Genomic DNA, 12,305 nt, shown 5'->3' with positions numbered 1-12,305 from the left:
ATCATGAAAGTGTTCAATGCTTTATTTTCTTCCGCTCGGCGTTGTGTATTTGCGGCGGCCATTGTGGTTGCCCCTGCTGTCAGTGCCCAAGAGGTTCCCCAGCCGCAAACCCTAATTCCAGCACCACCGCAATTGGCCGCCAGCTCGTGGATATTAATGGATGCCGACAGCGGCAAAGTGTTGGCGCAACATAATGCAGATGAGCGCTTGCCACCCGCCAGCTTGACCAAGTTAATGACCGCCTATCTGGTAGAGCGTGAGCTGGATCGCGGGAGCATTGCCCTTGATGACCAGGTAAGCATCAGTGAAAAAGCGTGGCGCACGGGCGGCTCTAAAATGTTCGTCGAAGTCGGCGACCAGGTCGCGGTTGAAGACCTGCTGCATGGCATCATCATTGTGTCGGGCAATGACGCCAGTGTGGCGATGGCCGAGCACCTGGCCGGCGGTGAAGCCCCGTTTGCCGATTTGATGAACCAGCATGCTTCGCGACTGGGCATGGAAAACTCCAATTTTGAAAACCCGACGGGGCTGCCGGGAGAAAACCACTATTCTTCTGCCCGCGATATGGCGCTTTTGACGCAACATATCGTCAATGACTATCCAGAGCATTACGCCATCTACTCTGAACGCGAGTTTACCTATGGCGGAATTACGCAACCGAACCGTAACCGCCTCCTGTGGCGTGACCCAACGGTCGACGGCTTGAAAACCGGCTGGACTTCCGAGGCCGGTTACTGTCTGGTGTCGTCGGCTAAACGAGACGACATGCGGTTGATTTCCGTGGTCATGGGAACCGATTCTGAAGAGGCCCGGGCTCAGGAAACCCAGAAGCTGCTCAGCTATGGCTTCCGGTTTTTTGAAACCATGAGCCTTTACGAACGTGGTGCCGTGCTGGCTACGCCGCGTATATGGGGGGGGGATATCAATGAGGTTCGCGTTGGGGTGGATGAAGCCGTCACCATGACATTGCCGCGCAACCGCAATGACGAGCTGCGCGCCCGCCTGAACCTTGATGCTGAGCTCCAGGCACCGCTCAGCGTTGGCGACGAAGTAGGTACGCTTGAGATTCACATGGGTGACGATGTCGTTGGTGAGCGGCAGCTAGTGGCACTGGAAGACGTTGAGGAGGGGGGCTTTTTCAAGCAGTTGCTTGATCAGGTGCGCCGCTTTTTCTCTAATCTGATCAGTAATTTTACTGACTGATACTCGGCCGTCTTGCCGTCGAAGCAGGAATATCATTTGCAAAACCAGTGAGTTTGTCATGTCAAAAGGTGGACAAAACAGCTTTCGCGATCTGCGTCAGCCGGCGGCACAAGAAGCGCCCAAGATCAGCTTTCCGTGCCCCTATCCGTTAAAAGTAGTCGGCGACGCCACCGAGGATTTCCCGGCACGGGTTTGCCAGGTGATTGTTCGGCACGCGCCCGACTTTGATGAAACGACGATGCAAGTCATTGATAGCCGAAACGGACGCTTTCAATCCGTAAGGGTCACCATCACGGCCACCGGTGAGCAACAGCTTAAGCAACTGTTCGACGAGCTTAAGGCCACTGGCCTCGTACATATGGTGGTGTAATGACGACACCGCCCATCGAACTGCATGTATTGGGCCGCAAGCCCTATCTGCCGGTGTGGCAGGCCATGCGTTCGTTGACGGATCATCGAGATCCACAGACGCCTGATCAATTTTGGTTGGTTGAGCACGACCCGGTATTTACCCAGGGGCAGGCCGGTAAGCCCGAGCATGTGTTGATGCCTGGCGATATTCCGGTCGTGCAGACCGACCGGGGCGGGCAGGTAACCTACCATGGCCCTGGTCAGGTGGTGTTGTATCCGTTGCTTGATGTGCGGCGAGGTAAGCTGGGCGTGCGCACGCTGGTGACCGCGCTTGAAAATGCGGTGATTAGCGTGCTGGCAGATTACGGTGTGTCGGCAAGGGCGCGTCCCGATGCGCCGGGCGTCTATGTGAAGGGCGAAGCAGGGGAAGCCAAGATAGCGTCGCTAGGGCTACGTATCCGCCGCGGAGCGAGTTTTCACGGTGTGGCGCTCAATGTCGACGGTGACCTGACGCCCTTTTCTTACATCAACCCCTGTGGCTATGCGGGGATGCCGATGACTCGCCTGGCAGACTGGGTGACCTTGCCAAGCGACCACCGGGTAGGCGAGCAGTTGGCTGAAGCGCTGGCTTTTCAGTTAAGCCGTTCGCTGGTAACCGCCGTGCAGCCGCCACCGCTGCTTGCATAGCGGTGGCGCCGTGGGGCTGATTAGCCGACATTGAGGGCCGGTATGATATTGGGATCTGGCTCTTCCTGGCCGGGTACCGCAGCCGGCGACGCCAGCCCGAGGTTGTTCTTCTCGAACACACGGTCGGCACGGTAGCTCGAGCGTACAAGCGGACCCGATGGCACTTCCATAAAGCCTTTCTCAAGCCCGATTTCGCGGTAGCGGTCGAACTCTTCAGGCGTTACCCAGCGCTCCACTGGCAGGTGATTCTTGGTCGGACGCAAATATTGTCCCAAGGTCACGATATCGACGCCGATTTCGCGCAGGTCGTCGAATGTCTTGAGAATTTCCTCGTCCGTTTCACCTAGGCCGAGCATCAAGCTAGTTTTGGTGATCACGTCAGGGCGGTAGCGTTTGGCGTGGGCCAGGACGTCCAGGGTTTTGCGGTAGCCCGCACGCGGGTCACGGACGCGGCTGGTCAAGCGTTCAACCGTTTCGACGTTTTGGGCAAAGACTTCCAGCCCTGAATCGGCCACTTGCTCGATGGCCGCTGGCACCCCGTCGAAATCCGGGGTCAGTGCTTCAACCACGACGTGAGGGGTGCGTGCCTTGATGGCGCGAATGCAATTGGCGTAGTGGCTGGCGCCACCGTCGTCCAGGTCGTCGCGGTCCACCGAGGTAAGCACGATATAGCGCAGGCCCATCAGCTCGACGGATTTTGCCGTGTTGTCTGGCTCCTCCTGGTCGAGCCAGCCTTTCGGATTACCGGTATCGACCGCGCAGAAACGGCAGGCGCGGGTGCATACCGACCCCATCAGCATGATCGTCGCCGTGCCGTTGCTCCAGCACTCGCCCATGTTGGGGCAGTGGGATTCAGCACAGACAGTGCTGAGCCGGTGGGTGGCAACATTCTTCTTGACCGCCTCGAAGCGCTCGCCACCTGGGATTTGAGCGCGAAGCCATTTGGGCTTGCGATCCAGAGAAGGGGCATCGGCGTCTGCTTTGCGCTGCTTCATGCCATCTTTAATCACCGTCATGCCGTGTTCATTGCGGAATTTTTCACCGCTGGGGACACGTGGCGAGGTGTTATTGCTCATAGCGAGAGAGCCTCTCTACTGGGCGGCAGGCAAGGTCATGCGGCGATGTAAGCCATGTCCGACTGCATGCCGATTGATACGTAGGTAGTAATGCATAATGTAACATAGGTTGGCTTTTGCATGACACCGCAGGCTGGATACCTGTTGCCGACGGTCGGCACGTCGTCAATAGATTATACCAATGGGTCGGCGTTAGGCATCGACGTGATGCGGGGAAAGGCCTAAACTATATTGCGTTGCAGCATCATTGCTTTCGGGTTCGGTGCTACCGCATCAACCCAATGGGAGACTCTATGAATTTCTTCGCTAACCCTCTGTTGCCGACTCCTACCCTCCAGAATAAAGCGACGGCATCTGTCGGTGATGCCATGGCCACGCTGTTCGATCCTTTCGGGTTTGGCCGCGCCGCTTTTGATTACTGGCGAGATAGCGTTGAGCGTAGCGTGCTTTACCTGGACGTGATGCGCGAGCGCGGGAATCAATACCTGGCACACATGGAACAGACCAAACCGAGCGTGCTGGGGTTTGACACCGAAGTGCTGGTGGATGGACGCACCTTGCCGCAGCCCACCAACTATGAACTGCTGCGCGTGATACCGCCGGAAGGCATTGAAACGGATCCGGGAAGCCGTCCTTTTGTGGTGGTCGATCCGCGTGCTGGCCATGGACCCGGTATCGGTGGTTTCAAGCCCGACAGCGAGCTTGGCGTCGCGTTGAAAGCTGGCCATCCGTGCTACTTCATCGGCTTCCTGCCGTTTCCCGAGCCCGGACAAACGGTTGAAGATGTGGTCGAGTCCGAGGTGGCGTTTCTGCGTCATGTGATCGAGCGCCATCCCGAAACCAGCGAGAAGCCCATGGTGGTTGGCAACTGCCAGGCGGGCTGGCAGATCATGATGGCGGCGGCCCTGGAACCTGAGGTGTTCGGCCCTATTCTGATCGCCGGTGCGCCGCTTTCGTATTGGGCAGGCGAGCATGGCAAGGCTCCCATGCGCTATACTGGTGGCATGACCGGCGGTAGCTGGATAACCGCCATGACCAGCGATCTGGGTAACGGCCTGTTCGACGGCGCCTGGCTGGTGCAGAATTTCGAACGTCTCAACCCGGCGAATACCTATTGGAAGAAGCAGTACCACCTGTTTGCCAATATCGATACCGAGTCAAACCGTTACCTCGAGTTCGAGCGCTGGTGGGGCGGCCACGTAGTCCTCGGTGGCGAAGAGATTCAATATATCGTCGATAACCTCTTCGTCGGCAATCGGCTGTCCACTGCCCAGCTGGTCACTCGCGATGGCCGTCGCATCGATTTGCGCAATGTGCGTTCGCCGGTGGTGGTGTTCTGTTCGCGGGGCGACGATATTACGCCGCCGCCGCAGGCATTGGGTTGGATCCGCGATTTATACGAAGATGAAAAAGATATCATTGCCAATGAACAAACCATTGTTTATTGCCAGCATGATACAACCGGGCACCTGGGCATCTTCGTGTCGAGCAGCGTGTCGCGTAAGGAGCATACCGAGTTCACGGCCAACATGGATTATATCGATGTGATGCCGCCGGGGCTTTACGAAACCACGATTACACACGCCGATGACCGCCACGGCGGCGAAAGCCTCGAGCGGGACTATCTGCTCGAGTTCTCGCCGCGGGATTTTGAAGAATTAGACCGTGAAGTCATGCACAAGCCTGAAGATGACCGGCGTTTCGCCACCGTGGCGCGTATTTCCGAAATCAATCTTGGGCTGTACCGGCTTTATATGCAGCCCTGGCTGCAGGCGGTCATGACCCCTGAAGCCGCCCGTTGGATCCGTCGTATGCATCCCATTCGGTTGGGCTACAAGCTGCTTTCTGATCGTAACCCGATGAGTGTGCCGCTGCCCGTGATGGCCGAGCAGGTGCGTCAGTCGCGTCATCCGGTGGACAAGGACAACCTGTTCAAGGCATTTGAAACCATGGCCTCTGATCAGATCGTGGCAGGGCTCAATGCCTGGCGTGATGCCCGTGACGGCGCCACCGAGCGACTGTTCATGGATATCTACGGCCAACCCCTGCTACAGGCCGCCGTTGGGCTTTACGGTGACGCTCACGTGCACCGCCGTCGCCCCGGCGACGAGCCGGAACATCGCCGCTTCCTGGAGCAGCGCGAGAACGAGCTGCTGGCCAAGATTGCCCAGGGTGGGCCTCACGAAGCGGTCATGCGTGCTGTCATTTACGTACTGGGTGGCGCGCCTGCAACGGACGAGCGCAACTTCAAGCGGCTGCGCGCTTCTCGAGCGGCATTGGAGCCCAGCGCCAACTTAAGCGACTTCAAGCGCCTGGTGCGTGAACAGTTCTTTATCCTGAAACTGGATCGGGAGCAGGCGCTCAACACGCTGCCTACCCTGCTCGAGGGCCAGACCAACGACGAGATCGATGCCCATCTTTCGCATCTGGGGGATGTGCTGTCAGCCAGTGGCGAACTCTCTGAGCATGCCGCATCGCGCTTTGCCCAGGTCAGTGAGTTGTTTAATCAGGCCCGGCCTGTTGAAAAAGCCGTTGCGTCAAGTCCTCAGACGCCCAAGCAGTCTCCCCAGGCAGCGCCGGACAAGGCATCGACAGCCAATGCCAAGAAATCCACGACGCCACGGCGCAAATCGCCGCCTGAGCAATAGCGGTTCAATCGATTGCCACACGCCCCTGCCCAACGGCAGGGGCGTTTGCGTTGGGGGCCGCCTGGCGTGGCGTTGATTTTTGGGTTGCCGTTGCGCAATCGGCAGTCTAGTGTCTAGCTACAAATTAGTTGAAAAATGTGATGTTCTTCATCATCGGTTCGACGGCATCCTCGTGCTCACCACTGGCGCTTCGTTATGGGCTGGGGTAGGGTAGGCGCATTTTTTCGGACGCACGGTTTTGATGGCTGTTGCGGCATCGTATTCATCGCACCTCAGCGTGTGCACTCAGAAAGTGGAGCACTATGGGTAAGTCACTGGTCATCGTCGAGTCGCCCGCCAAAGCGAAGACGATCAATAAGTACCTCGGCAACGATTTCATCGTAAAGTCGAGCGTGGGTCATATCCGTGACCTGCCGACCAGCGGCTCGGGTAAGACAGCCTCTGACCCCAAGGAGCGCGCTCGCCAAGCCGCGGCTACACGAAAAATGTCGGCGGACGATAAAGCCGAATATAAGAAGCGCAAGGCGCAGGACCAGCTGATACGGCGGATGGGCATCGACCCCAACAACGGCTGGAAAGCGCATTACGAAGTACTTCCCGGCAAGGAAAAAGTCGTTGCCGAACTCAAGAAGCTGGCCGAGAAGGCCGATGCCGTTTATCTGGCAACGGATTTGGACCGTGAAGGGGAAGCCATCGCCTGGCACCTGCGCGAAACCATCGGCGGGGACGACAGCCGCTATAAGCGCGTAGTGTTCAACGAAATCACCAAAAACGCCATTCAGGACGCTTTTAAAGCCCCTGGGGCGCTGAATATTCCGCGCGTTGAAGCCCAGCAGGCCAGACGTTTTCTTGATCGTGTGGTGGGCTTCATGCTGTCGCCGTTGCTCTGGGCCAAGATCGCCCGGGGGCTCTCGGCGGGGCGCGTGCAGTCGGTTGCCGTGCGCTTGATCGTCGAGCGCGAGCGGGAAATACGCGCCTTCATTCCCGAAGAGTTCTGGGATGTGCACGCTGACCTTGCCTCGCCGGATGGTGAACAGGTGCGCTTCGTGCTGGCTCGGCAGGATGGCAAGGCCTTCCGCCCAACGTCTGAAAAGGACACGCTGGCGCGTATCGAGCGGCTTAGGAGTGCGTCGCTTTCGATCACCTCGCGGGAAGATAAGCCCACCAGCTCGAAGCCGACAGCGCCTTTTATCACTTCGACATTGCAGCAGGCGGCCAGCGGACGGCTGGGGTTCTCGGTCAAAAAGACCATGACCATGGCCCAGCGTCTTTACGAGGCGGGTTATATCACCTATATGCGTACCGATTCGACCAATCTTTCGAAAGATGCGGTGGACAACGTACGGACCTTTATTGGTGAAGAATACGGCACGCGTTATTTGCCCGAAGAAGCCAACCGCTATACCAGCAAGGAAAGCGCCCAGGAGGCCCACGAGGCCATTCGTCCGTCGAGCGTTGACCGCCAGGCAACCGATTTGGTGGGCATGGAGCGTGATGCCGAGCGTCTTTACGAGCTTATCTGGCGTCAGTTCGTGGCCTGTCAGATGACCCCCGCCGAGTATCTTTCCAGCACGCTGAGTATCGACGTTGACGGCTATGAACTGCGTGCCAAGGGGCGTGTGCTGAAGTTCGACGGCTACACGCGGGTAATGAAACCCAGCGGCAAGAATGAAGACCAGCGCCTGCCGGACCTGCCCATCGGCACGTCCATGTCGCTCGAGGCCCTTGACCCGCAGCAGCATTTTACCAAGCCGCCCGCACGCTACACCGAGGCAAGTCTGGTCAAGGAGCTGGAAAAGCAGGGTATTGGCCGTCCGTCGACCTACGCCTCGATCATCTCGACGATCCAGGATCGCGGCTACGTAAGGCTCGAAAGTCGCCGGTTCTATGCCGAAAAACTCGGCGATATCGTGACTGAGCGCCTAAAGGAGTCCTTCCCTGATCTGATGGACTTTTCGTTTACCGCCCGCATGGAAGACAGCCTGGACGAAGTCGCCGAAGGTGAGCGTAACTGGCAGGCCCTGCTGGATGCCTTCTATGAAGAATTTCGGGAAGAGCTGGTCCAGGCTGAAAGCGAAGACGGCATGCGGCCCAACCAACCGGTGCCCACCGATATCGACTGCCCCGCCTGCGGTCGCCATATGCAGATACGTACCGCCTCGACAGGCGTGTTCCTCGGCTGCAGTGGTTATAACCTGCCGCCGAAAGAGCGCTGCAAAACCACCATCGACCTGATTCCCGGTGAAGAGGCCGTGGCGGCTGACGCGGGTGAGGAAGCGGAAACCGACGCGCTGCGTGCCAAGCGGCGTTGCCCGATCTGCAGCACGGCGATGGATAACTATCTGATCGATGAGACCCGTAAGCTGCATATCTGTGGCAATAGCCCGGATTGCGAAGGCTATGAGGTTGAAACCGGCAAGTTCAAGATCAAGGGCTATGACGGGCCACTTATCGAATGCGATAAGTGCGGTGCGGACATGCAGCTGAAGTCAGGGCGCTTTGGCAAGTATTTTGGTTGTACCAACAGTGAATGTAAAAATACCCGCAAGCTGTTGAAGAGTGGCGAAGTGGCGCCGCCGAAGATGGACCCCATCGATATGCCGGAACTGGCCTGCCAGAAAGTCGATGATCATTACGTACTGCGTGACGGTGCCAGCGGGCTCTTTTTGGCAGCGAGCAAGTTTCCCAAAAACCGTGAAACGCGCCCGCCGCTTGTCAAAGAGCTCAAGGCCCATGCGGATGAGCTGCCTGAGAAGTATCATTTCATCCTCAAGGCGCCCAGCGAAGACCCCGATGGACGGCCGGCGCAGATTCGCTACTCGCGCAAGTTCAAAGAGCAGTACGTGATGACCGACGAGGATGGCAAGACGACAGGCTGGAAAGCGACCTTTGAAGGCGGCAAATGGCACGTGGAGGATAAGCGCAAAAAATGAGTGATCGTTCGCGTACCAATCAGTTGCTCTATCAGGCTGAACTACTGGCGACTTCAGCCACTGAAGATGACGAGCATGCCGTGGTGAGAGTTATGGCGCAGGAAGAGGGTGCGCTTGCTCTTTTTGAGATGGCGCTTACGTCGTTGCTGCGCGAAGTGACAGAGCACGCTCGTTTGACGCAGCACGATTGGCGCTACCTTTTGTCTGAGGAAGGGCCGGCGATGGCAGAGCTTCAGCGCCTGCGCGACCTGGCTCACCATCCGGATTCTTGGCTAAACTGGCTAGTGGGTCAACTTGATAAACTGCACAGCAGTGAAGGCGTGGCTAAGCGCCGAGCTTCCCAGCCTGGGATGATCGCGGTCGGCGATCAAGCCAGTTTGCGCGAGCAGCTTCAGACACATCTCGAGTCGGCCAAGCGAGAGGTCGCCGCGCTGCGCGAAACCAGTCAAGAGTGGTAATAAATGTGGTAATGGGAAGTTAACTAGACCGCGTTGCTCTATGAAGCCGCGATGTAGGAAGGGAGAAACAATGCGCTACAACCAAGTAAAAGATTTGATCGTCTGGGTCGAAGCCTACCATGGGCGTCTAGCGGAACAGTACCGGGCCAAAGCCGGTGCTGCCGAGAGCGAAAGACTGCAGATGGTGCTCAATTATCTGGCGGACCATGAAACGCGCATGCAGGCAGGTCTACGCGCTATTTTCGATGAGTCACATGAAAAGCGCGACGTGCTGGATACATGGTTTGATGACCCCAATGACTTTCCACAACCGCCGCAACTGGAACAATTAGCCGATAAGCCCGTTGGCAATTCCATCGAATCGGTCATGGAGTCGGCCGTTGAAGCGCACCGTACCCTTGAGGCGCTCTACCGCCACCGGGTCGACCGGGCGGTGATCGAACCTGAAGTTGAGTTTTTTAACGCCCTGGCGGAAGGCCACAATGCTGAACTCCGCCGTATCGTGGCAGGCATTGAAGAGCTGCAGGGCGTCTAACGCTGTATCGCCCTGACCACCATTTTGATGAGAGTATTGAATGAAGCCGGTAACCCGTCGCCGTTTTCTGGCCTTATCCCTTGGCTGGCCTATTGCTGCTAGTGCAGCGGCCAGCGTCACTTTGTCGTCCGAAGTCTACCCCGACCTGGTTGCCAACCAGCTTGAGCGTGCCGCATCGCCTCGTGAGCCCTATGAGCAATGGGTGCTGGTCGATGATAAAGCTTCAACGCTGACCGTGTTCAGCGGATATACGGTGGTAGAGGAGTTCCATCCTGTCTCACTCGGACGTGGTGGTGCCAGGACCCAGCGGCTTCGCGGTGATAACACCACGCCTCTGGGCGAATTCCGGGTTAACCGCTTCAACTACGACAGCAAATGGTATATTTTCATGGGAGTCGATTATCCGACCCCCGCTCACGCTCGGATGGCCCTGCAGCAGGGTATCTATTCCCAGTCGGATTATGATGCCTATTTTGATTATTATCGACGCCACCGGCAGCCGCCCCAGGATACTGTGCTCGGTGGCGCCATTGGTATTCACGGGTTGGGCGAGGCGGATCCCGACATCCATGACCGCTATAATTGGACCCAAGGCTGTGTGGCCGTCACTAATTCGCAAATTGAACGCCTGACTGAGCTTGTCAAGGTTGGCACTCGCGTAGTGATCCGCTAAGCTGGTGTTGTAGAAGGAAGTTCGAGGTTTTAAATACGTGGCTATAGACATCCGCTGTGGATTGTAATAAAACAGCGTTTGACTTACGTGCTTCGCGGCACAAGTCACGGTCAAGAACCTGCACCGCAGGTAGACAAATTTAGGCTCATATCATAGGCTTATGTTTGTCATACCCTTAACGTTGTACCCAAGGAAGATTCAAGGAGAACACGATGACTTTTAAGACAACTCTGAAGATGTCTGCTGCTGCTGCTTCACTGGCCATTCTGGCCGGTTGTGCCTCTACTGGTGCGCTTGAAGAAGTACGCATGACAGCCGAATCAGCACAAGCTGACGCCGCTGAAGCACGTAGCATGGCTTCTCAAGCTCTGAACACTGCAAACCAAGCTCAGCGCGACGCGCAAGCTGCCCTGCAGATGTCTGAGCAGAACCGTGCAGAAATGGAGCGCATGTTCGAGCGCTCTATGCAGAAGTAATATGACTTAGCGGTTGCGAGAGCTCAGCTTTCGCAACCATTAGGCATATGAAAAACCCCGCCTCGGCGGGGTTTTTTTGTGGCCAGTTTTAGGCCTGGACCGTTTATGCCTCTTCATCGGCGCGGCGGCTGTCGGTTAGTTCGATCTGCTCGAAAATGCCTTGCTCAAGAGGGTCGGTTTCCTCTTCGGCTGCGGGCTCTTCCGGCTCTACGGCGGGCGCCTGGGGCCCGTACAGGGCGATAAACTGGCCATTGGGCGACTCAACGGCACGTCTTACCTGGGAGTAGTCCACCGGAATATTGTCTTCGGTCAGCTCCGAGATGCGATTGAGGGCTTCCAGCAGCGGTTCAAAGTCTTCAAGGTTTTCTTCCAGCTGCGGGTAAGACTGTACGAACAGGGTGCCGTCAGATGCCCAGCCAGCCTTGAAAGGGACGTCAATCAGGTTCACCGGGGTGCCGCTAGGGACACGCTCGTAGAGCGACTCGATATCCTCCGGGTACATGCGGATACAGCCGCGGCTGACGCGCATGCCGACACCGTCAGGACGGTTGGTGCCGTGGATCAGGTAGCTGGGCAGCCCCAGCAGGATTGCGTGTTCGCCTAGCGGGTTGTCAGGGCCGGGTGGCACGATGGAAGGGGCGGGTTCGCCGCGTGCGGCGGCTTCGCGTCGCATGGAGGCGGGGGGTGACCAGGCCGGGTCCTTAACCTTGATCGTGGTCTTGGTCTTGCCAACGGGTGTCGCGAATTCCTCGCGGCCTACGCTGACGGGGTAGGTCTCGACGATGCCCGGCTTGTCAGCGGGGTAGTAGTAAAGCCGCAACTCTGAAAGGTTGATCACGATGCCTTCGCGTTCTACCGGCGGCAGTATATACCGGGATGGAATAACCACCTCGGTGCCTTCGCCAGGCACCCAGATGCTGACATCGGGATTGGCCATGCGAATTTCTTCATAGCCAATGTTGTGTCGCCGGGCCACATCGATAAGCGTGTCTTTCGGATTGTCGATCGTGATGGTGTAGCGTTCGCCAATAATGTCGCCCTCATCGGGAATACGGAATTCCCCACGCGGCAGGTTGTTTGGCGACTTCTGCGAAACGAGCTCTGCGCTTTCAATGGCGATGTCGCTCAGTTCGGGCGTGTCCTGGTTTGCCTGCTCGTCGTCGGCAGACTGGGCCATCACCGGCGCTGAAAGGCTTGCCGTCAGCAGAACCGCGAGGCTGGTAGGGCCCCAGCGAAAAAAAGTATGACGAATGTTCATGAGTAAT

11 protein-coding genes are annotated in these 12,305 nt (G+C 57.5%); 9 read left to right on the top strand and 2 right to left on the bottom strand.

All coding sequences use genetic code 11. The features are described 5' to 3' along the window. The first annotated feature begins 3 nt into the window (after positions 1 to 3). Genes NH395_RS11270 through lipB form a run of 3 tightly spaced genes read left to right on the top strand, consistent with a single transcriptional unit; the run spans position 4 to position 2,241 of the window. Complete coding sequence (locus NH395_RS11270; RefSeq protein ID WP_253024862.1) at positions 4 to 1,203, top strand: D-alanyl-D-alanine carboxypeptidase family protein; 1,200 nt, start codon at positions 4 to 6, stop codon at positions 1,201 to 1,203. A gap of 58 nt (positions 1,204 to 1,261) precedes the next feature. After that, entirely contained in the window at positions 1,262 to 1,573 is a 312-nt protein-coding gene (locus tag NH395_RS11265; protein ID WP_066315147.1) for a DUF493 domain-containing protein, read from the top strand. Continuing rightward, a complete protein-coding gene (gene lipB / locus NH395_RS11260; protein WP_253024860.1) occupies positions 1,573 to 2,241 on the top strand; it encodes a lipoyl(octanoyl) transferase LipB in 669 nt (222 codons plus the stop codon). The genes NH395_RS11265 and lipB overlap by 1 nt, the downstream gene beginning before the upstream one ends. A gap of 20 nt (positions 2,242 to 2,261) precedes the next feature. Here the strand turns inward: lipB and lipA are convergent, their stop codons facing one another. Further along, the gene (lipA, locus tag NH395_RS11255; RefSeq protein WP_253024858.1) at positions 2,262 to 3,317 is read right to left on the bottom strand and encodes a lipoyl synthase; all 1,056 of its coding nucleotides are present in this window, start codon (positions 3,315 to 3,317) and stop codon (positions 2,262 to 2,264) included. 293 nt (positions 3,318 to 3,610) lie between these two features. On the opposite strand from lipA, the gene NH395_RS11250 reads away from it, so the two are divergent. The 6 genes from NH395_RS11250 to NH395_RS11225 all read left to right on the top strand — a co-directional run bounded on the left by NH395_RS11250 (position 3,611) and on the right by NH395_RS11225 (position 11,040). After that, a complete protein-coding gene (locus NH395_RS11250) occupies positions 3,611 to 5,965 on the top strand; it encodes a DUF3141 domain-containing protein (protein WP_253024856.1) in 2,355 nt (784 codons plus the stop codon). A gap of 302 nt (positions 5,966 to 6,267) precedes the next feature. Then, positions 6,268 to 8,898 (top strand): type I DNA topoisomerase, encoded by a 2,631-nt coding sequence (topA, locus tag NH395_RS11245; protein ID WP_253024854.1) that lies wholly within the window; start codon positions 6,268 to 6,270, stop codon positions 8,896 to 8,898. Next, a complete protein-coding gene (locus tag NH395_RS11240; RefSeq protein ID WP_253024852.1) occupies positions 8,895 to 9,356 on the top strand; it encodes a DUF6586 family protein in 462 nt (153 codons plus the stop codon). Before topA ends, NH395_RS11240 begins: the two co-directional genes overlap by 4 nt. A 70-nt stretch (positions 9,357 to 9,426) precedes the next feature. Continuing rightward, positions 9,427 to 9,891, top strand: a complete 465-nt coding sequence (locus NH395_RS11235) for a 2-hydroxyacyl-CoA dehydratase (RefSeq protein ID WP_253024850.1) — start codon at positions 9,427 to 9,429, stop codon at positions 9,889 to 9,891. Positions 9,892 to 9,931: 40 nt separating this feature from the next. Continuing rightward, entirely contained in the window at positions 9,932 to 10,564 is a 633-nt protein-coding gene (locus tag NH395_RS11230) for a L,D-transpeptidase (RefSeq protein WP_253024848.1), read from the top strand. Between the two features lie 212 nt (positions 10,565 to 10,776). After that, entirely contained in the window at positions 10,777 to 11,040 is a 264-nt protein-coding gene (locus NH395_RS11225) for an Lpp/OprI family alanine-zipper lipoprotein (RefSeq protein WP_085919284.1), read from the top strand. Between the two features lie 103 nt (positions 11,041 to 11,143). On the opposite strand, the gene NH395_RS11220 is transcribed toward NH395_RS11225, so the two are convergent. Next, a complete protein-coding gene (locus NH395_RS11220) occupies positions 11,144 to 12,298 on the bottom strand; it encodes a L,D-transpeptidase family protein (RefSeq protein WP_253024846.1) in 1,155 nt (384 codons plus the stop codon). Positions 12,299 to 12,305: the final 7 nt, after the last annotated feature.

This window comes from Halomonas sp. Mc5H-6, assembly GCF_024124705.1.
GTDB lineage: Bacteria > Pseudomonadota > Gammaproteobacteria > Pseudomonadales > Halomonadaceae > Vreelandella > Vreelandella subterranea.
The sequence above is the reverse complement of the archived record's forward strand: the minus strand, read 5'-3'. Positions and strand labels throughout refer to the sequence as shown.